Annotated in this window: 18 protein-coding genes; 7 read left to right on the top strand and 11 right to left on the bottom strand. The window is 39.7% G+C overall.

Annotation, left to right across the window (positions count from 1 at the left end; translation table 11 throughout):
• Positions 1-262 precede the first annotated feature (262 nt).
• Genes ACLCDV_RS20950 through ACLCDV_RS20935 form a run of 4 tightly spaced genes read left to right on the top strand, consistent with a single transcriptional unit; the run spans position 263 to position 3,088 of the window.
• Positions 263-739, top strand: coding sequence for a thermonuclease family protein (locus ACLCDV_RS20950; RefSeq protein ID WP_317664269.1), 477 nt, complete (start codon positions 263-265; stop codon positions 737-739).
• A gap of 14 nt (positions 740-753) precedes the next feature.
• Positions 754-1,623 carry an EamA family transporter gene (locus ACLCDV_RS20945; RefSeq protein WP_411972162.1) on the top strand — a complete coding sequence of 290 codons (870 nt, stop codon included), beginning with the start codon at positions 754-756 and terminating at the stop codon, positions 1,621-1,623.
• Positions 1,620-2,237: an IMPACT family protein gene (locus tag ACLCDV_RS20940; RefSeq protein WP_411972161.1), complete on the top strand. Its 618-nt coding sequence runs from the start codon at positions 1,620-1,622 to the stop codon at positions 2,235-2,237. Before ACLCDV_RS20945 ends, ACLCDV_RS20940 begins: the two co-directional genes overlap by 4 nt.
• Complete coding sequence (locus ACLCDV_RS20935; RefSeq protein ID WP_411972160.1) at positions 2,234-3,088, top strand: nucleoside phosphorylase; 855 nt, start codon at positions 2,234-2,236, stop codon at positions 3,086-3,088. Before ACLCDV_RS20940 ends, ACLCDV_RS20935 begins: the two co-directional genes overlap by 4 nt.
• A gap of 105 nt (positions 3,089-3,193) precedes the next feature.
• Here ACLCDV_RS20935 and rodA read toward each other — a convergent pair whose 3' ends face one another.
• The 11 genes from rodA to ACLCDV_RS20880 form a co-directional block, all read right to left on the bottom strand.
• Positions 3,194-4,459 (bottom strand): rod shape-determining protein RodA, encoded by a 1,266-nt coding sequence (gene rodA / locus ACLCDV_RS20930; protein ID WP_201667353.1) that lies wholly within the window; start codon positions 4,457-4,459, stop codon positions 3,194-3,196.
• The gene (gene mrdA / locus ACLCDV_RS20925; protein ID WP_317664276.1) at positions 4,452-6,434 is read right to left on the bottom strand and encodes a penicillin-binding protein 2; all 1,983 of its coding nucleotides are present in this window, start codon (positions 6,432-6,434) and stop codon (positions 4,452-4,454) included. Before mrdA ends, rodA begins: the two co-directional genes overlap by 8 nt.
• Positions 6,435-6,461: 27 nt before the next feature.
• Positions 6,462-6,980 (bottom strand): hypothetical protein, encoded by a 519-nt coding sequence (locus tag ACLCDV_RS20920; protein WP_046671817.1) that lies wholly within the window; start codon positions 6,978-6,980, stop codon positions 6,462-6,464.
• Entirely contained in the window at positions 6,973-7,815 is an 843-nt protein-coding gene (mreC, locus tag ACLCDV_RS20915) for a rod shape-determining protein MreC (RefSeq protein ID WP_075993981.1), read from the bottom strand. The genes ACLCDV_RS20920 and mreC overlap by 8 nt, the downstream gene beginning before the upstream one ends.
• A 91-nt stretch (positions 7,816-7,906) precedes the next feature.
• Complete coding sequence (locus ACLCDV_RS20910) at positions 7,907-8,932, bottom strand: rod shape-determining protein (RefSeq protein ID WP_046671815.1); 1,026 nt, start codon at positions 8,930-8,932, stop codon at positions 7,907-7,909.
• A gap of 441 nt (positions 8,933-9,373) precedes the next feature.
• Complete coding sequence (locus ACLCDV_RS20905; protein WP_317664282.1) at positions 9,374-10,684, bottom strand: NAD(P)/FAD-dependent oxidoreductase; 1,311 nt, start codon at positions 10,682-10,684, stop codon at positions 9,374-9,376.
• A gap of 253 nt (positions 10,685-10,937) precedes the next feature.
• Positions 10,938-11,270 (bottom strand): 2Fe-2S iron-sulfur cluster-binding protein, encoded by a 333-nt coding sequence (locus tag ACLCDV_RS20900; protein WP_317664284.1) that lies wholly within the window; start codon positions 11,268-11,270, stop codon positions 10,938-10,940.
• Between the two features lie 2 nt (positions 11,271-11,272).
• Positions 11,273-12,277 carry an NAD(P)/FAD-dependent oxidoreductase gene (locus tag ACLCDV_RS20895; RefSeq protein ID WP_309364101.1) on the bottom strand — a complete coding sequence of 335 codons (1,005 nt, stop codon included), beginning with the start codon at positions 12,275-12,277 and terminating at the stop codon, positions 11,273-11,275.
• Positions 12,278-12,279: 2 nt separating this feature from the next.
• A complete protein-coding gene (locus tag ACLCDV_RS20890) occupies positions 12,280-12,717 on the bottom strand; it encodes a MarR family winged helix-turn-helix transcriptional regulator (RefSeq protein ID WP_411972159.1) in 438 nt (145 codons plus the stop codon).
• Positions 12,718-12,831: 114 nt separating this feature from the next.
• Positions 12,832-15,813 (bottom strand): protein translocase subunit SecDF, encoded by a 2,982-nt coding sequence (secDF, locus tag ACLCDV_RS20885; protein WP_411972158.1) that lies wholly within the window; start codon positions 15,811-15,813, stop codon positions 12,832-12,834.
• Positions 15,814-16,073: 260 nt separating this feature from the next.
• Positions 16,074-16,547 (bottom strand): hypothetical protein, encoded by a 474-nt coding sequence (locus tag ACLCDV_RS20880; RefSeq protein WP_070565992.1) that lies wholly within the window; start codon positions 16,545-16,547, stop codon positions 16,074-16,076.
• Between the two features lie 224 nt (positions 16,548-16,771).
• Here ACLCDV_RS20880 and guaB point away from each other — a divergent pair, with 224 nt between their 5' ends.
• From guaB to ACLCDV_RS20865, 3 genes are all read left to right on the top strand, one after another.
• Positions 16,772-18,247: an IMP dehydrogenase gene (gene guaB, locus ACLCDV_RS20875; RefSeq protein ID WP_317664294.1), complete on the top strand. Its 1,476-nt coding sequence runs from the start codon at positions 16,772-16,774 to the stop codon at positions 18,245-18,247.
• A 143-nt stretch (positions 18,248-18,390) separates the two neighbouring features.
• Entirely contained in the window at positions 18,391-20,670 is a 2,280-nt protein-coding gene (locus tag ACLCDV_RS20870) for an ATP-dependent helicase (protein WP_070565989.1), read from the top strand.
• A 53-nt stretch (positions 20,671-20,723) separates the two neighbouring features.
• On the top strand, positions 20,724-21,560 hold the full coding sequence (locus tag ACLCDV_RS20865) for a DUF4290 domain-containing protein (protein ID WP_411972157.1): 837 nt from the start codon (positions 20,724-20,726) through the stop codon (positions 21,558-21,560).
• The last annotated feature ends 37 nt before the right edge of the window (positions 21,561-21,597 follow it).

Raw genomic sequence — 21,597 nt, 5'->3', positions numbered from 1 at the left:
ATTTTTTTTAAAGTGTTTATTTCTATTTAATTATGTTATAGTGTTGTTTTTTAGTGTTTTAAATTTTTGTTCTGTTGTTTTTATTTGATGATAAATTGTGTTTTTGTATTGTTTTTTTATGTTAAAAATAGCTTTATTTTTATGTGATTTTTTTGCTGTTTTTTTATATTAAATTTATGTGTTTTTAATATTAATATTTCCGTTTTTTTTGACTGTTTTGTTAAAAAAGTATTTTACTACCTTTGGACAAACGTTGGATTTTATGCTAAAACGAAGTAATTTTTATGTATGTGTATGTATGATCTGTTTTTTATTGACAGGTTTTACTTTTAAAGGAGAGGAAAAAGAGGCGAAGGTAAAGCGCGTTATCGATGGCGATACCTTTGTCATTGAAAATGGAACCTCAAAAGGGGAGAAAGTTAGGCTGATAGGGGTAGATGCCCCGGAAACGAGACGGACGGCACGCAAGGAAATCGGTTACTATGGTCAAGAAGCAAAGCAGTATTTAACGGCAATGTTGAATGGAAAAAGTGTTAAGTTAGTCTTTGACATTGGAAAACGGGATCGGTATGGAAGACTTCTTGCCTATGTGTATATTGGAAAGAAATTCGTCAATCGGGATTTGGTTGAACAGGGTTATGCAGTATCCTATACGCTAGCACCAAATGTACAATATGCAGATTTATTTGTAAAATTGGAACGTCAGGCTCGTCAGGAGAAACGTGGCCTTTGGAAATAAATGAATTTTGAATCATGATTTTTGTTTTATTCAGTGTCATCTGTAGCGTAACCGTTGCTGTTTTATTAAAATTGGCAAAACAAAATGGAGTCGAAACCAAACAAGTTATCGTTTGGAATTACCCCATGGCGGTTGCACTGGCCTATTTTGTATTGCAACCGAATCTAAAATCGCTCGTATGGGATGCTATGCCGGTTACGTTGTATACGAGTCTGGCGATATTACTTCCAGGGATGTTTGTTTTTATAGCTTTGTCCATTCGCTATGGTGGTTTGGTCAAGACAGAGATTGCACAACGCTTATCGTTGTTTATTCCCTTGCTTGCATCATTTTTCTTCTTTCATGAAAAAATGGAGGGACATAAGATGCTCGGAATAGCCCTTGGTTTATTGGCTATCCTATGTTCTATTGGCTGGCTAAAAAATGAGCATAGTGGCTCGATGGGAGCTAGTCATTATAAAGCGCTTTATCCATTATTGGTATTTATCGGTATGGGCATAATTGATATCCTCTTCAAACAGGTCGCCTTGCATGTTAATATACCTTATATCAGTTCCATGTTTATTATCTTTGTGATGGCGATGTTTATTGCAATGGTGCTGTTGCTGTATTTCCTTTTTGTGGAAAAGCAACGTTTTTCAAAGCAAGCTGTGGGATATGGATTGGTTTTGGGCGTATTTAACTTCTGTAACATCCTATTCTATATGAAAGCGCATCGTGCCCTACCAGACAATCCATCAGTCGTATTTACTGGGATGAATATTGGTGTGATCTCATTGGGCGCTCTAATTGGCGTCTTATTTTTTAAAGAAAGGTTATCATTATTGAATTATCTAGGCATAGCGCTTTCTATTGTTTCAGTTTTAATCATAGCATATCTATGAGTTTATTTGAAGATACTTACCGGACTATTGATGCAAAATACGAGGGAATTTTTAGGGATAAGGGCAGTAAATTTATTGCTTATGCTTTTCCATTTAAATCCGAAGAGCAATTAAAAGATCTGATTTTGGAAGTGAAAGCGATTCATCCGAAAGCGAGACACCATTGTTGGGCTTATCGTCTCACGCCAGATCGTGCTGTCTTTCGTGTGAATGATGATGGAGAACCGTCGGGAACAGCAGGACGCCCAATTTTGAACGTCCTCCTATCGATGGATGTCACCAATGTTATCGTGATTGTCGTTCGCTATTTCGGTGGTACATTATTGGGTGTCCCAGGCTTGATTAATGCCTACAAATCAGCAACGCAAGATGCTTTGACCCAAGCAGAAATTATCGAGCGTACAGTGAATGACCATTATGGTATTACCTTCGATTACCTCCACATGAATGCTATTATGCGGGTCATAAAGGAAGAGGGCGTCGAAGTTGAAAAGCAGGAATTTGATAATCAGTGTTACTTGGAGTTTGAAGTCCGAAAAATGCAAGTCAATCGAGTTGTTGATCGGTTTTCCAAAATAGAAGGTTGTCAGTTAACTTATTTATATACGATATGATCAACGAATCGGAATTGATTTTGAACGCAGATGGCAGTATATACCATCTGAATTTGTTGCCGGAAGATCTGGCAAGTACAGTAATTACGGTCGGTGATCCAGACCGTGTAGCGAAAGTATCGAAACACTTTGATCGTATTGAACTCAAAAAAGGGAAACGTGAGTTTATTACGCATACCGGCTATCTGGGAAATAAACGGTTGACTGTAATCTCAACAGGTATAGGTACTGATAATATAGATATTGTGTTGAATGAACTGGATGCGCTGGCAAATATTGATTTTGCCAATAGAACGGTAAAGTCGACGCTCAGCTCATTGGATATTGTTCGCATTGGAACCTCTGGAGCGGTACAACAAGATGTTGAGATGGGAACTATTTTGGCCTCTGCGTATGGAATAGGTCTTGATGCATTGATGAACTATTATCAGGGATCTTACGACGGCGAGGAGCAGGCGCTTCAGGTTGAGCTAGCCGAATATTTTTCCGCATTAAACCTAAAGCCCTACGTTGCGAAAGCTGGCACAAGCCTTCTGGATCGAATAGCCTTTGATTTACCGAAGGGAGTCACCTTGACTGCGCCCGGATTTTATGCTCCGCAGGGAAGGACTGTTCGCTCAACTAATACGATTCCCAATTTTATAGACTTGATCAAGTCCTTTCAATATAAAGATCAGCGTTTTACCAATCTGGAAATGGAAACAGCGGGTATTTATGCATTGGCTAACATGTTTGGACATCAGGCTTTATCCATTAATGCAATCTTGGCAAGTCGGGTAGATGGTCGGTTTTCTTCCGCACCTGAAGAAGTTGTTGATAAAGCTATACAGCTCGTTTTGGAGCGTATTTAACCGTTTATCTGCGCCATGCCGGGGAGTTTTTGGTTTTTTCTCAATTGATGCAGTAAAAAAGTTGAAAAGAACTAAATAAGGGTACAAATAGAAAAGGAGTTGTTTTTAGACAACTCCTTTTCTATTTGAATCAAATTTAAGCATGATGAATAGTAAAATGGTGAAACTCCATAAGGATGAACCGCCATAACTGATAAAAGGCAGCGGAATCCCGATAACTGGAACAATACCTATTGTCATACCGATATTGATAAATAAGTGAAAAAAGAGGATGGACGCTACACCGTATGCATATATCCTGGCGAAGGCTGAACGCTGTCGTTCGGCGATATGAATAATACGTAGCAGTAGGATGAGATAGATAAGTAATAAAGTAACCGATCCAACAAATCCCCACTCTTCTCCAACGGTGCAGAAAATAAAGTCCGTACTCTGCTCAGGTACAAAGTTGTATTTTGTCTGCGTTCCTTGTAGGTAGCCTTTGCCCAGAAGCTGTCCCGATCCAATTGCAATCTTCGACTGATTCAAATTATATCCTTTGCCTTTAGGGTCTTCCATTTTGCCTAGGATAATGTCAATACGGTCACGTTGATGGGGTTGTAGCACGTGTTCATAGACCAAGTCCACACAGAGAACAAATACAGCACAGGCTGCAAAAAGTATACTTAGATTGATAATGTATTTTCTTCTCTTACGATAGTTCCACATGACAAGGCCAATGAGCAATGCTAAAATCAAGATAAGAATCCAAGGATTGACCAATAAAGAAAGAACAAAAAGTAAAATGCATAGCCCGCCAAATATAAGCAGTTCATTATTAACATAGCCCTCGCGGTAGAATACAAAAATCAACGAAAAGAAGGCAAGGGCAGATCCCGTATCGGGTTGTAACATAACCAAAAATACAGGAAATAAGACAATACCGGCACCCATGGCCAGTGTCTGCATGGTCGGCGCTTTGTTACTTTGAGAACTTAGAAAGTTAGCCAAGAGCAGACAGGTTGAAAGTTTTGCAAACTCGGAAGGCTGTAAGCGAAAAAAACCTAAGTCAATCCAGGCCTGGTTTCCACCGACATTTCGCCCTACAACGAGTACGATGACAAGCAGGACAGCTGTTATACCATAAAATATCGGTGAGGCGGAACTGAAAAATTTCGCGTCTATGATCAGAATGGATACCCCTAGAATAATTGCGGAAACAAGATATAAAGACTGTTTTCCATAATTGGTTCCTAAGGTAAAGAAATTGGGTAGTTCAGGATTGAATACCGCCGCACGGATATTGAATAAGCCAATTAAGCATAGCGCAAGCCAAAGCGTGATGGTTAGCCAGTCTATCTTTCCAAAGAAACTAGTTTTTTGATTATTCATATCTTCTCTTTATCTCGCTATGGTGAACAATTGTTTCCTTTGGTTTTGTTAAGGCTGCCAGCTGGCGTTTTGATTTTAACGTATCCGTTTTTGATTTTACGGAATCAGTCTTTTTTACATCTTTAATCTTTGGATCCACAACTTTTTTAGGTGCAGGAAGAAAATTCGCTTTATAAATGCGATCCTGAATATATTTTGGTGCAGTTATCGTGTCTTTGAGGTATTTCTCAACCATCATACTTGCGATAGGTCCTGCCCAGGTTCCACCGTAACCAGCATTTTCAACAAAGACAGCAATGGCAATTTTAGGGTTTTCTCTAGGTGCAAAAGCAAAGAAAACGGCATGGTTTTCTCCGTGTGGGTTTTGTGCTGTACCTGTTTTTCCGCACATTTCGATGCCTGGGATACGATTGGCCCAAGCGGTACCTTCGGGTGTATTGACAGCATCACTCATCCCTTGGATAACAATAGGATAATACCGCTCATCCACGCCGGCACTGACTTTTTCGGTAAATTCCTTCTTGGCAATTTTCTGTGCGCCAATACCTTTAATCAGATGGGGTCTATAATAAAAACCTTTGTTGGCAACGATAGCCATAATATTGGCCATTTGCAGGGGCGTTATACCCATTTCCCCTTGTCCAATAGATAAGGAGATATTGAAACTTGAACGCCATTTATCGTTACCATAGCGTTTGGTATAAAAATCTGACGTAGGTAGCAAACCTGGTTTTTCACCCGGCAGATCAATGCCTAGTTTATGACCAATTCCGAACTGTGTTACTGCATTGCGCCATAGATCGTATGCCTTAGGTCCCGAAAGCCCACGTCCGTCGATCATCTTAGCATAGGTAAATCCATAGTAGGTATTACAGGATACGGCTACAGATCGCTGTAATGTAGTTGAGCCATGATAGTGCGTACAGCCCATCCAGCCACGGCCACCACCATAGCTATATCCATGCGGGCAGAAAAATACCGTATTGCGATCAATAACACCGGCTTGCTGCGCAGTCAGTGCTGAAACAACCTTAAACACAGAGCCTGGGGGGTAAGAGGCTTGAATAGGACGGTTAAAAAGCGGTTTGGTGTCGTCTTTCAATAATTTCATATAATTATTGCCAGACTGTCTGCCGACCATCATGTTTGGATTGTAACTCGGGCTACTTACATACGCCAATATTTCACCTGTTGCAGGTTCAATAGCGACAATGGACCCCAATTTATTTTTCATGAGGTTTTCCCCTAGAATCTGTAGGTCCTTATCCAAAGAGGAAACCAGTCCTTCCCCTGCAACAGCGAGTGTATCGTATTTCCCCTCCATAAATACCCCTTTCGGGCGGTTCAGCGCATCAACCATTAAGTTGTTGACACCACGTTTTCCCCGAATAAGGTCTTCATAAGAACGTTCTACCCCACTGCGACCAATATAGTCACCACTACGATAAAACCCGTTGGAGCGTTCAATATCTTTATCATTTACCTCACTCACATAACCCAAAAATTGAGCCGCTATGCTATCGGGATAACTTCTGATTGTTCTTTTTTGGACATAGAAACCACGAAATTGATATTGGTATTCCTGATATTGGGCCCATGTCCGTACAGAAAGCTGTTTTTCAAAAATGGATGCACGGTAAGGCGAGTGTACTCTTGCCTTTTCCATCCGTTTAATAAAGCCTTCCTTGTCAATGTCTATCAATTTGCAAAACAAAGCGGTGTCGATTTCTTTCACCTCACGTGGCGTAACCATAAGGTCATATACCGGTTCGTTTTGAACTAATACCTTTCCCTTTCGGTCCAATATAACCCCTCTGGCCGGGTATACAATGACCTTGCGCATGACATTGCTGTTTGCGGAATGTATATAGGAATCGTCTATGATCTGTAAATAGAATAAGCGGGCTACCAAGGTCAATGTGATAGCAATAAAGATTCCCGAAACGACGTACTTACGCGCAAAAAAACTGTTCATAGAAATGAATTTCTATCCATCGATCTACTACAACCGATCTTTCTTTTTGTAGAATAATATGCTAAATAATAGCATGATAATTACTGTAAATATACAACTTAAAACTATACTCAATAAGGTGTATTGGATGTGCTGGAAGGAAAAAGATTCCAAGAGATACAAAAATGTATGATGGATCAATGTTCCGAAAAAGATGTAGGAAAAGAACCAGCGAATATTCATGAACCCCAACATCGGGGTAAAAAAAGATTCACGTTCTTCAACTTCGAGCGTAATTTTCATGAAGAAAATACGGAAGGCGGCCAATGCAACACAGGCTGCGGTATTGACACCAAGGGTATCATAAAATGAATCTACGGTAAGTCCCGTAAGAAATGCGATCAAATACACCAGGAAATTAGGTGTTCCTGTCGGAAGTAAAAAAATAAATAAGATATAAGGAAATGCAGCGACCAGATTGTAATAACCGATATTTTGAAATAGGAAAACTTGCATGCCTATCAAAACGATAAATCGAATAATATTAAATATTAAAATCCTAGCCATTGTCCTTTGTCGATTCTTCTAGTGTCTTTAATTCTTTATTTAACAGGTCTTTTACAACGTAGACATGTTGCAAATTGGAGAAATTGGTGCTCAACAATAGTCTAAGATCCAAAAAAGCGTCTCCTGAAGAAATACCTGTCTGAATGACCGTTCCGACAAAAATTCCTTTTGGAAAATGTCCTGAATATCCAGAGGTATACACTTTGTCTCCTTTATTGACTTTGATATGGTTTGGAATTTCCTTGACCATTGCCGCACGGTAATCCATGCTATTGCCCCATACCAACGATCCGAAGACCTCGGTGTGGCCCAGTGTAACGGATATACGCGTATCTGGATGCAATAGGGATTGAACGGTCGAGAAGTTGGGGGAAACATTCAATACAATACCAACTACCCCGTTGGGAGCGATAACACCCATACCTCGCTCTATACCGTCTTTACTGCCTTTATCGAGTGTAATCGTATTTGCCTTTTGGTGGATGCTATTGTTGATGACATTCGCAATAATAAATTCGTAACGCCCAAACTCACTGCTGTCGATTGCTGGGACAGGACCGATCTTGATGCTGTCAGTTGATCGATAGGCTTGTAAGTCCTTTCTTAATTGTGCATTTTCCTTTGCAAGTGCATCGTTAGTCTCCCCGAGGTGCAGGTAGCTTTTCCAGGAATTGACCTTTGCGTACAGGCCTCCGATGATACTATTTGAAGAATTTAAAACAGAATTACGTTGGAAAGAATTGTTGGTGATCACCAAAAATAACGAGAATCCAAAAAATAGGATAAACCAGAAGAATGCATTGTATCGTCTCAGGAATAACCAAAGGTTTCTCATTTTTTAATGTGGGTATTTAATAAGCAAGCGATATAATAGTTTTGCATATTATATCGCTCTTTAATAAAATATTGTTATTAATTATCGAACGTTATGATTGCATCAAGAATTTAAATCGTCCAATATTTTTAAGTGCAATACCAGTCCCTCTTACGACAGCACGTAACGGATCTTCGGCAATATGTACTGGAAGTTTAGTTTTCGCTTGTATACGGCGGTCCAAACCGCGCAATAATGCACCACCACCGGTAAGATAAATACCTGTTTGATAAATATCCGCTGATAATTCTGGCGGAGTGATTTCAAGTGCTTTTAAGATCGCCTCTTCAATTTTTGAAATGGACTTATCTAGACAATGCGCTATTTCGGTGTAAGAAACAGTAATTTGCTTAGGAACACCTGTCATCAAATCACGGCCTTGCACAGCAAAATCTGCCGGTGGTTCCTGCAACTCAGGTAGGGCAGCACCGACTTCAATTTTGATTTTTTCTGCCGTACGTTCACCGATCATGATGTTATGTTGTCTTCTGATGTATTGAACGATGTCAGAGTCGAAGTTATCACCAGCAACACGAATAGACTGGTCACATACAATACCCGATAAAGCGATGACAGCAATTTCAGTGGTACCACCACCGATATCGATAATCATATTACCCATTGGTTCTTCCACGTCAATTCCGATTCCAACAGCAGCAGCCATGGGTTCGTGAATTAAATAGACTTCTTTGGCACCCGCAATTTCTGCTGAATCGCGCACAGCTCTTTTCTCTACTTCCGTAATACCGGAAGGAATACAAACAACCATACGTAGGGAAGGAAAAAACCAGCTCTTACCATTGTTTACCAATTTCACCATACCTCTGATCAGGTGCTCAGCTGCCGTAAAATCAGCGATTACTCCATCACGTAAAGGACGTACTGTCTTTATATTATCGTGTGTTTTACCCTCCATTTGCATGGCCTGGCGACCAATGGCGATCACTTTGTTTGTGGTGCGGTCAAATGCAACAATAGAAGGTTCATCCACTACTACTTTGTCATTATGAATTATTAGGGTATTTGCAGTACCCAAGTCAATCGCAACTTCTTGCGTAAACCAATTAAATAAGCCCATCTGCTAATCCTTAAGCTATTTTAAAATAATATGCAAACCTACACAAAAAAAATTAATCTTTTTGAGGTTATACATCAAAAAAAACTACATTCTGAAAGTAAATTCTATCTGGAAAAAACTGTCTTTAAATTTAACGAATATAATCTGTAATTCTTACGTTCCAGGGGAAGTTATTTTTAATTGGATGCGGTGTTAAAAAAGAATTAAGCCGGTGTTTTTGAAATCATTGACTCCGAGAAGAAAGAATCCAATCGGGAAAAGGTGGTTTTGACAACTATCTGGAGAGGGCTGTTGTTTCGAAGTGTTTCTACAGTCTGTTATTACATGTTTTTAGCGAGTGGATTAAACAGGTAAAACAGGGGGAAAAAAACAACGCCATTATCACTTGGGATAATGGCGCTGTTGGGTATTGAAAAAGTTTATATAGACTCCAATAGAAAGCTATTGTGCTGTTTCTGCCTGCTGTTTTTCTGGAGTTGGTTCATCATATTTGTGGAAGATCAAACGCACACCACTGTTTTTGGTGAAAAATTTGATCGACCAGTTTACGAATGTGATCAATTTATTTCTGAATCCATAGATGGACATCAAGTGGACAAACATCCAGGTCATCCAGCCAAAGAATCCATTGAAATGGATTTTTCCCATGTCAACGACAGCTTTATTACGACCTACCGTAGCCATGGATCCTTTGTCGAAATAGTTGAATTTCTCAGTTGGTTGATTGGACATTGTTTGAAGAATATGTTTGGCAACATATGCTCCCTGTTGCTGAGCCACCGGTGCAACACCTGGTAGGCCGCGAGGAAGATCATCTGTGATAAATGCCGAAACATCACCAATGGCATAAACACCTGGCATATCAATAACACGGCATTGATCGTCTGTCTGTATACGGTTGCCTCGTTGGATAATCTCCTTTTTGAATCCATTTGGATATTGCCCAGCTACACCTGCTCCCCAGATAACCGTTTTTGTTTCAATGCTTCTGCCATCGGCGAACGTAATTGAATTGCCATCATATCCGGTTACCTGAACATTCAATAATACTTCTACACCTAAATCTTTGAGGTACTTTTCTGAATCTTTAGAAGATTTTTCAGATAAGTTAGCCAATACTTTTGGAAGTCCTTCAACCAGGTAAACCGACATCTCAGATTTTTTCAATTCTGGATAATCTTTCTCAAGAACATTGTTTTTGATCTCTGCGATTGCCCCCGAAAGTTCAACACCTGTTGGACCACCCCCAACAATTACAAAATTCAAATTAGCTTTACGATCAGCAGGGTTTTCTATACGTACTGCTTCTTCGAGATTCTGTAAAACATAGCTTCGAATATTTAATGCTTCTTGTATGTTTTTCATCGGCAAAGCATATTTTGTGATTTGTTGATTGCCGAAGAAGTTCGTCGTAGCACCTGTAGCAACAATTAAATAATCATAGTCAAAATCACCAACATCCGTTCTTACAATCTTAGCCTCGTTGTCAACGCTTTTTACGTCAGCAAGTCTAAAATGAAAGTTGTCTTGGCCTTTGAACATTTTGCGGACAGGGAAGGAGATAGAGTCCGCTGAAAGAGTACCCGTGGCAACTTGGTACATCAATGGTTGAAAAGTATGAAAGTTATTTCTGTCCAGCAACAGAACTTCAACTTCCTTATTTTTAAGCTTTTTAGCAACTTCAATTCCTCCAAATCCAGCACCAATAATGATTACTCTTGGGAATTTTCTATTTGAACTATTGCTTGGCATATTTTTAATAGTTTGTTGTAAAAATTCGGTACAATCGAATTAAGCTGCAAATATCTTAAATTTTGACTCAAAAAGCTAAAAAATATTTATTTATTATGCTGATATGTTGTGAATTTTATTGTAAAGTAGCTAATTCTTTCAATAATATGTTTTGTACTTATTTGATTTTTAGTTCTTTATGATGGATATTGCTATCTCAAAAAAAAATCGATTAATAGTGTTATCATTGTGTATTTTATACACAATGATAACACTATTGTAATGCGCCTTTTATCTTGATTTTCATACCGTTGTTGTTATTGTGCAGATAAAGCTGACAGGCAAGACGGCTTTGATCATCGGCATCCGGGAGCGTGTCCAGCATGTCGAGCTCCTGATCACTCGCTGAAGGAAGCGTATCCAGGCCTTCGACAACTTCGATATGACAGGTAGCGCACAGCGCCATACCTCCACAAGTGGCCAGAATTTCATATTCGGATGCCTTTAAAATCTCCATGAGTGAAAGATTGATATCGGTAGGAACCTCCAGCGTATTTTCGGTCCCATCACGATCAATAACAGTGACATGAATTAAATTATCGTCCATGGCTAGAATGTATTTATACCGTTTACTGTGGTGTATTTGAATGTCAATTTTTGATCTGGATAGACAAATTTAAAAGCACTTTGACACATCAGTGCAGCCTCATGGTACCCGCAGAGAATGAGTTTCAGTTTGCCTGGATAGGTGTTGATGTCTCCAATAGCATAGATCCGCTCGATATTGGTTGAATAATCAAACGTATTGACCTCTATCGCATTTTTATCGATATTTAATCCCCAATCTGCGATTGGACCAAGCTTCGGCGTAAGACCATATAAGGGGATAAAATAGTCTGCATCTGTTGCGATGACTTCTTTTTCTTTATTGGTTGTTTCAACATGGGACAAGTAGCCATTGCCATGAATATTGGTCAGATTGTGCGATAATAATAAGTTGATCTTACCCTGTTGGGCCAATTTGAAAACCTTTTCAGCTGAGTCCGGAGCGCCCCTGAAGGAGTCACTTCGGTGGATTAAAGTGACCTGTTGCGCAATATCTGCCAGATGGAAGGTCCAGTCGAGCGCGGAATCACCGCCACCGGCAATGACGATTTTTTTATCCCGGTACTTGGCTGGGTCTTTTACCATATAATCTACGCCTTTTCCTTCAAAGAGATGAAGATTTGGAATTTCGGGCTTGCGTGGTTCAAAGCAACCTAAGCCTCCGGCGATGACAATGACCTGTGTATGAACCATCGTATGATCATTGGTTTCTACAATAAAAGAACCGTCGTCCTGTTTTGTTATATGTTCCACACGCTCACCTAAGGTGAATGTGGGGTCAAAGGGTTTAATCTGTTCAAGCTGTTTATCGATCAACTCCTGTGCAGTGATACTTGGATAACCAGGTATGTCGTAGATAGGCTTATGGGGGTAGATCTCCGAAAGTTGACCGCCCACTTGGGGTAACACATCAATCAAATGGCAGCGCATTTTTAAAAGCCCAGCTTCAAAAACTGCGAATAGGCCAACAGGTCCTGCTCCGATGATACAGATATCCGTATTTATCATAGCTATTCTATATTTAAATTGTTATATATTGTATTCAAAATCCTTGTGAAAGCTTCGAAATCTTCGTCCGCTAGATTTTCCCAGGCCTTCATGCGAATCTCCGCGACAATCGGCGTAAGCGATGCTACTTTTAATTTCCCTTCTTCGGTCAAATGGAGGTAGAGACTCCGACGGTCTGTTTCATCGGTAATCCGCTCAGCCAGATTTTTTTTAAGAAGGATATCTACGATCCGCGTCAGTGTGGGCTGGTCTTTTCCGCAGCGCTTGGCCAGTTCTTTTTGTGAAAGTTGATCTGTTTCGTACAAAGCCTTTAAAATGGTCCATTGGTCTACAGTAATATCAAATCCTTTCTCGGCAAAAGAAGATTGGGCGAACTGTTTTACTTTCTTGGCTGTTTGGTCCAAGATGAAAGAGTAGCGGTCAAATTTTTCGTTTAGCATACAAATATTTAGTACAACAAATATATTTAAAATATTTAGTGTGACAAGTAATTTGAATGCAATAAAAAAGGGCATTCATTCGAACGCCCTTTTTTATTTTATCAATATCAGCTATTATGGTCTTACTACTTCAGCTTTTTTAGCAGTATTACCTTCTGCCAAATGCTTTCCTTTGCGTAAATCATATACTGAAGGTGCAGCTAAGATAATCGATGAATATGTACCTACGATAACACCGATTAAGATCGCAAATGAGAATCCACGGATAACTTCACCACCAAAGATAAACAATACAGCAAGAACAAACACGATTGTCAATGAGGTGATAATTGTTCTACTTAATGTCGAGTTGATCGCATGGTTTACGACATCGCCAAGATCTTCATTATGTGCATTTGGTTTCGATACGAATTCACGTAAACGGTCAAATACAACTACTGTATCATTCACCGAGTAAGCAATTACAGTTAATATCGCTGCTACAAAGTGTTGGTCAATATCAAGTGAGAATGGTACGATACCATCCAAGATAGAGAATAATCCCAATAAAATAATCGCATCGTGAATTGTTGCAATAGCTGCTCCAACTGAATATTCCCATTTATGGAAACGGATCAAGATGTAAGCTGCAACAATAATGATAGAGAAAATTGCTGAGCTGGTTGCTCTAGATTTGATGTCGGTAGCGATACTTGGTCCAACTTTTTGAGACGAAAGAATCTCATGTTTATTGGAAGCATCTACTTTCGATAGACCTTGGTTTAATTTGTCCAATACTTCTTTATCAGCACTGTCCGAAGTTTCTTCGATATGATAAGTTGTTGTAATACGCAATTGATTGGATGCACCGAATACTTTTACTTCTGTCGTTTTCTTGAAGATATCATCCAAGTTTGTACGTACAGCTTCTAAGTCCACAGGTTTATCATAACGAACAGTATAAGTACGTCCACCTTGGAAATCCACACCTAAACTGAATCCTTTTGTGAAAATTGATGCAGCAGAAATTAACACAGCAACGATTGAAACCGCGTAAAAGATTTTACGTTTCTGCACGAATTTGAAGTTTGCGTTATGCAACGTGTTTGCAGACCAAGGGAAAGAGACTTTGATTTTGAAATCTTTCGCCAACATCCATTCAAAGATAACACGTGTAACTAAGATCGCAGTAAACAATGAAGTAATAATACCCACCATTAACGTTGTTGCGAAACCTAAGATCGGACCACTACCGAATAAAAATAGGATAATACCAATTAAGAAGGTTGTGATCTGCGAATCCAGGATGGACGGTAACGCATGTTTGTATCCATCGGCAACAGCCTGACGGATCGATTTTCCTAAGCCCAGTTCTTCACGGATACGTTCATAAATCAAAACGTTTGCATCCACAGCAGTACCCATTGTCAATACGATACCGGCAATACCAGGTAGGGTCAGTACAGCATTTAAGGATGCCAATACCCCCATAATGATAAATACGTTTAACAATACCGCGATGTTTGCTACGATACCCGCCGTGTTGTAGTAAGCGATCATAAAGATCATTACCACGATAATACCGATAACAGCGGAGTTTACACCGGCATCGATGGCAGCCTGACCCAAAGTAGGACCCACAACAGCTTCTTCAACGATTTTAGCAGTTGTCGGAAGACGACCTGCCTTCAATACGTTCGCCAAATCTTTGGTATCTTCTACCGTAAAGGATCCAGAGATTGATGAGCTACCATTTGGAATTTCACCGTTTACAGAAGGAGCAGAATAAACTACATTATCAAGAACGATAGCAATTGCATCTCTGTTTTGAGCTGCTTTTGCAGTAATTTTCTTCCATTGATGAGCACCCTCACTGTTCATTTGCATACCAACCACAGGTTGATTTTTATCATCAAAGTTTGCTGTTGCGTCAGTGATCACATCACCCGTCAATACAGCGCCATTGTCTTGTCCAGACCCTTTAATTGCGTATAATGATAGTTGTTCAGGTGTTTTTTGCTCAGGTTTTACAGCCCATAAAAGCTTTAAGTTTCCAGGAAGGATTGATTTCACCTCAGGACGTTGCAAGTAAGCATTTACTTTTGCCGTATCTTTTAATGAAGCAATACCCACCAATGGGCCTGGGCCAAGTGTTGGCTGCTGGTTTTCGTTTAGATATGCGTTTGCTCTTAAAATTTCAAATAATGGATTTTTCTGACCTAGATTGACAGCAGCACTGTCTTTCTTAGCATCTTTTTTACCACCGGTTAGATTGGACAATAAATCATCTGATTTTTTGCTTGTATCCGCTGCAGCATTTGTTGTAGCAGCTGGAGCAGCTTTTAACGTTGATGCTAAAGTTTTATCGATATTTTCCAGTATTGGATAAATTTCCTGGTTTGTATAGGTTTCGTAGAATTCCAATTTAGCCGAACCTTGTAATAGGTTACGAACACGGCTTTCATCTTTCACACCAGGTAATTCGATCAAAATACGGTTTGTACCTTGTTGAATTTGAATGTTTGGCGATGCAACGCCAAATTTATCGATACGTGTACGAAGTACTTTGTATGAGTTTTGGATGGCATTGTCTGCTTCTTTTTGAAGGAATGATTCGACTTTGGAGTCTGAATCACCAGGTTTAATTAGAGCAGCGTTATCTTTTGTTGAAAAGAATGTCGATAGTGGAGTTGTAGCACCGATGGATTTGTACTCTTCCATAAATAAAGCAACGACTGTTTTTGCACTCGTTTTGCTTTTTGCTACTGCTTGCTCCAACGCTTTGTTGAATTTCTCATCTTTTGGATTGTTCGCCAAATTGCGGATCAATTCGTCCAATGAGATTTCCATGGTCACGTTCATACCACCTTTCAAATCCAATCCCAAAGCGAGTTCATTTGCTTTGGCTTCCCGATAGGTGTATTTTGCAAAACCTAAATTGTACACTACTTCACCTGCCATTGAGTCGAGGTAGCTTTTCTCTTTCGCCAAGTCTCCTTTGGCAAAATTCTCAGCATCTCGCTCCACATTGCGGGTCACCCAAGTAAATGATAGGGAGTATAGACACGCTAATGACACCACTATCACTAAAAGTTTAATCAGCCCTTTACCTTGCATCGTCTGTTATAATTGTATTAATTTTAATGTTAAATACTGTTTATGTAATTGATAATTAGTTCTCGTTTAATCACATTTTACCAAGAATGGCAAAGGTATAAAATTTTTGTAGAATGAAAAGTTTTATTTACGCCAATCAGGTCAACGGCATAAAAATAGGAGAATTGAAGAAAAAAAGAAATATTTATTGATTTTATTTATAAAAAAAGGCCCTGCTCAACATAGAGAAGGACCTTTTATACTGTTTAGTTGTTTTTATATTATTTCAATGTGTATTTGATACCAAACGAGAATGTTGAAGCATCAAAATCACTGTTGTGGTTCAATCTCCAGTCAGGTTTCCAGTCTGCGTGGAACGCAATCGGAGCAACTGGAATTTTAAATTCCAAACCTAATTGCGGACGCAACGCAACGTTTGTAATGTTATCACCTACGTCAATAAAAGTCAATTGTGCACCAACACCTGCATACCATCCCAAACCATTAACACCTTGGAAAGGTCTCGCATATTGGTAATCCGCACCAACAGCAACAACATGGTCGTCAAACATCACTTGTGCTTGCCCCATGTTGGCACCACCAAAAGATTGCTTATATTGAACACCCCATAAGTCAGTTGTTGTACCATCGAATACAACACCTATCGCTGATCTAAATGGAGATTGAGCTTTCGCTTCCTGTGCGCCAAATGCTAATGCTGCGACGGCAGCTAATGAGAGTAATGTCTTTTTCATAATTATCTTATCTTTATATTTTCATTAATTAAAATAACTTTTCGTGTTACCAAAAGCAAATAGCCTGCCAAAAAATGATAAAGGCTGGAACGTACCCTAGGTGAATGCTTAATTCATAACGTTTCTAATTTGTCTTCCGATTGTAATTTGTATCTTTTATTTTTTATTATTGCTTATTTTTCTTAAATTTGCCTGGCAAATAGAAAACCCAATACATATTTGCCATGCAATTAGATCCACAAAAATTCGTAGCAGAAGGTCTCACTTACGACGACGTCTTATTAATTCCAGCTTATTCTGAGATTTTACCCCGTGACGTTGATACGAGCACTTCGCTAACAAAAAAAATCAAATTAAATATTCCATTGGTTTCTGCAGCAATGGATACGGTAACCGGTGCTGATTTGGCGATTGCGATTGCTCAAGCTGGCGGTATTGGTATGTTGCATAAGAACATGACGATTGCAGAACAAGCTGCTGAAGTACGCAAAGTAAAACGTTCGGAGAGCGGTATGATTCAGGATCCAGTAACGTTATTGGCAACAGCAACTGTGGGCGATGCCTTCAATATTATGAAGGAGCACAAAATCGGTGGAATTCCTGTTGTGAACGAAAAAGGCCAATTGGTTGGTATTGTAACGAATCGTGATCTTCGTTTCCAAAAAGATATGAGCCGTCCAATCAACGAATTGATGACCAAGGAAAATCTTGTTGTCGCGCCCGAAGGAACGGATTTGGTGAAAGCGGAAGAGATTCTTCAAAATGAAAAAATCGAAAAACTTCCCGTAGTCAATGAGGATGGTATTTTGAAAGGCTTGATTACTTTTAAAGATATCCAAAAATATAAACATTACCCCAATGCTGCCAAAGATAGCCATGGCCGTTTATTGGTTGGTGCGGCAGTAGGTGTTACACCAGATACCCTTGATCGCGTTGAGGCTTTGGTGAAAGCAGGTGTGGATGTGGTTACAATTGATACGGCACATGGGCATTCTAAAGGTGTAATTGATAAGTTGAAATTGGTGAAATCTCAATTCCCTGAATTACAGGTAATCGTTGGAAATATTGCGACCGGTGCAGCGGCAACAGCTTTGGCTGAAGCAGGTGCAGATGCCGTAAAAGTAGGTATCGGTCCGGGGTCAATCTGTACAACACGTATTATTGCTGGTGTCGGTGTTCCTCAGCTTTATGCTGTATATGAAGTTGCCAAAGCACTTAAAGGAACTGGCGTGCCATTGATCGCAGATGGTGGTATCAAACAAACAGGTGATATTGCAAAAGCAATTGCAGCCGGAGCAAGCACAATTATGGCTGGCTCTTTATTCGCTGGTGTGGAAGAAGCTCCAGGTGAAACAATTATCTATGAGGGACGTAAGTTTAAATCTTACCGCGGTATGGGTTCAATCGAAGCCATGGAAAAAGGATCTAAAGATCGTTATTTCCAAGACGTAGAAGATGATATCAAAAAATTGGTTCCGGAAGGTATTGTTGGGCGTGTTCCTTACAAAGGTACATTGGCTGAGGTCGTTTATCAATATATTGGCGGATTACGCGCTTCTATGGGATACTGTGGAGCTGCAACAATTGAAAAATTACAGGAAGCACAATTTGTCCGTATTACAGGAGCAGGGTTGAGAGAGTCCCATCCACATAATATTTCCATTACGAAGGAAGCACCAAATTATAACAGCAGAGGCTAGATGTTGCCTGGATGATATAAAAACCGATAATCTTGATTATCGGTTTTTTTTGTGTAAAAATATTAGCAAGATAGCCCCAGTGATCAATAGGAAATTTGTACTTTTATACCCTATTCTCAGGTTTTAAAATTTAAGGAGTTAATTTGGATTATTTAGCGGGTTTAAACCCTTCACAACGAGGAGCCGTAGAGCAAACAGAAGGTCCTGTGATGATTGTTGCGGGAGCTGGTTCAGGAAAAACACGGGTAATTACCTATCGTGTAGCACACTTGATTCGAAAAGGTGTTGATCCATTCAATATCTTGGTATTAACATTTACCAACAAGGCCGCCAAAGAGATGCGCGCACGTATCGTTTCTGTCGTTGGAAGCGAAGCGAAAAATATTTGGATGGGAACATTCCACTCGGTATTCGCAAAGATACTCCGTGTCGAAGCAGAATTGATCGGTTATCCCAGAAACTTTACCATCTACGATACGGACGATACCAAAAGTTTGTTGCGTGCCATTTTAAAGGAAATGAATCTCGATGATAAGCTGTACAATGTCAATCATGTGTATGGACGTATTTCACAGGCAAAAAACAACTTGATCTCACCACAGGAATATAATAAAAATGAGGCTATATTGGCTGAAGATATTTCCAATGGTCGTGGTCAATTGGGACAGATTTATATGACCTATGCGCAACGTTGCTACCGTGCAGGAGCAATGGACTTTGACGATTTGTTGTTTAAGACAAATGTGTTGCTAAATAAGCATCCAGAGGTCTTGCATAAATACCAGCATCAGTTTCGTTATCTGATGGTCGATGAGTATCAGGATACCAACTTTTCCCAGTATCTCATCGTAAAACGTCTGGCAGCAGTCAACGAAAATATCTGCGTGGTAGGGGATGATGCACAATCGATCTATGCATTTCGTGGTGCAAATATTCAGAACATCCTGAATTTCCAGAAGGATTATCCAGATGTGAAGATCTTTAAACTGGAGCAGAATTATCGATCGACTAAGATGATCGTGAATGCGGCCAATTCGGTGATTGCGAATAATCAGAATCAATTGGAAAAAAATGTTTTCTCGGATAATGAAGAGGGCGAAAAGATCAAGGTTTCACGTGCTTTCTCTGACAATGAGGAAGGTAAGATCGTTGCTGACCAGATCATCGAAGAGAAATCATTAAAAGGACTTAATTATAAAGATTTTGCTATTCTGTATCGTACCAACGCCCAATCCAGGGCAATGGAGGAGGCCTTACGCAAAATTAATATCCCCTATAAAATATATGGTGGTACTTCTTTCTATCAACGGAAAGAAATTAAAGATCTGATCGCGTATTTCAGACTCACCTTCAACCCAAATGATGAGGAAGCACTAAAGCGTGTTATCAATTATCCACGTAGAGGGATCGGGGATACGACGATAGAGAAGATCATGATCGCTGCAGATCAGAATCAATACCGTATATGGGATGTTGTCGCAAATGCAGCCCAGTTTCTAGACGGACGTAGTGCAACATCTGTCGGTGGTTTTGCACAGATGATACAGAGTTTTCAGGCTCTTGCCAAAAACAATAACGCATTTGATACGGCAATGCATATTGCGCAGCACTGTGGTATTCTGAAAGAATTGTATGAAGATAAATCGGTAGAGGGGTTGGCGCGTTACGAAAATATCCAGGAACTCCTCAATGGTATCAAGGAGTTTTCGGAACGGGAAGATATCGAAGAGCGTGGACTTGATGTCTATATGCAGGATATCGCCCTGTTGACAAACGACGATAATGATAAAGATCCAAATGCTGATACTGTATCATTGATGACCATTCACTCTTCCAAAGGATTGGAATTTCCGATTGTTTTCATTGTAGGCTTAGAAGAAAACCTATTTCCTTCCCAGTTATCGTTGAATTCCAGGTCGGAATTGGAAGAGGAACGAAGACTTTTTTATGTCGCTGTTACGAGAGCTGAAAAAAAATTACTACTTTCGTATGCTACTTCGCGATATCGTTGGGGAACGCTGAATAACTGCGAACCCAGTCGCTTCTTGGATGAATTGAATCCGGCATGTCTTGCATTGGATTTTAAACCACGACAAACTTCTGCCTCAGCCGGAAGTTTTCAAGGCGAACGAATTGCATGGCAACAAAAGGACAGTGATGATACGTTTTCTAAACCTAAGCCTAAGCCGATGGTGAAAACGACATCAATACTACCGAAAGCCCACAAACCTACTGCGGGTTTTGCTCCTTCAGATACATCAAATCTTCAAGTCGGCATGGAAGTTGAACATGAACGCTTTGGATTTGGGAAAGTTGTTAATCTCGAAGGAAACAAAGGAGATATAAAAGCAACTATTTTCTTTAAAGAGTTGGGACAGAAACAATTGTTGCTTAAATTTGCAAAACTTAGAATAATTCAATAATAAAATACCAAAACGGCATCTTGATCGTTTAATTAGGTACTTATATTAGCTATATGAACTTTGACTACAACAGCACTAGACCAAAATTGATCCTTGCAGAATATGGTCGCAATGTGCAAAATATGGTAGATTACATCTGTACTTTACCCACAAAGGAAGAAAGAAATAAACATGCGCAGATTGTAATCGATATGATGGGGGTATTGAACCCACATTTGAGAGACGTGTCTGATTTTAAACATAAACTGTGGGATCACCTACAGATTATATCTGATTTTAAATTGGATATTGACTCACCTTATCCAATTGCTACAGCGAAAAGTGTGAAACATGAAGTTGAGCATTTGGGCTATCCGCAGCATTCCATTAGATTCAAGCACTATGGTTTTACCGTAGAGAAAATGATTGAAAAGGCTTTATTGGCTAATGACGAGGCTAAAAGAGAGCAGATGGTTATCGGTATCGCCAATTTTATGAAAATGGCTTACCTGACCTGGAATAAGGATTCTGTTTCGGACGAGTTGATCATCCAGGATCTCAAAGAGTTGTCAGGTTATCAATTGACCTTACCGGAAGGTACCGTTTTGACTAAACTTGACTTTAAAACTCCGCCGCCGGGAAATCGTGTTAAGGGACCTGCCAATAATAATTCGGGCGGAAATCATAACAATAACAATAATAACAATAATTCTGGCCACCAGTCGAAAGGTGGAGGTAAGCCTCGTATGACAAACAACAACAACAATAACAATACGAAGCGCAATAACTACGGAAGCAATAACAACAGCTACAGTAGGGATAACAATAACAACAGTTACGGTAGGGACAACAATAACAACAATAACAGAAACAGAAAGCCGCAGGGTAATTATAATAATAAACGAGGCTAGTTCTTAAAGATTTTGTTTAAAGAAGCAGGCAATTGCG

Source organism: Sphingobacterium sp. Lzh-3 (assembly GCF_046764375.1).
Classification (GTDB): Bacteria; Bacteroidota; Bacteroidia; order Sphingobacteriales; family Sphingobacteriaceae; genus Sphingobacterium.
The sequence above is the reverse complement of the archived record's forward strand: the minus strand, read 5'-3'. Positions and strand labels throughout refer to the sequence as shown.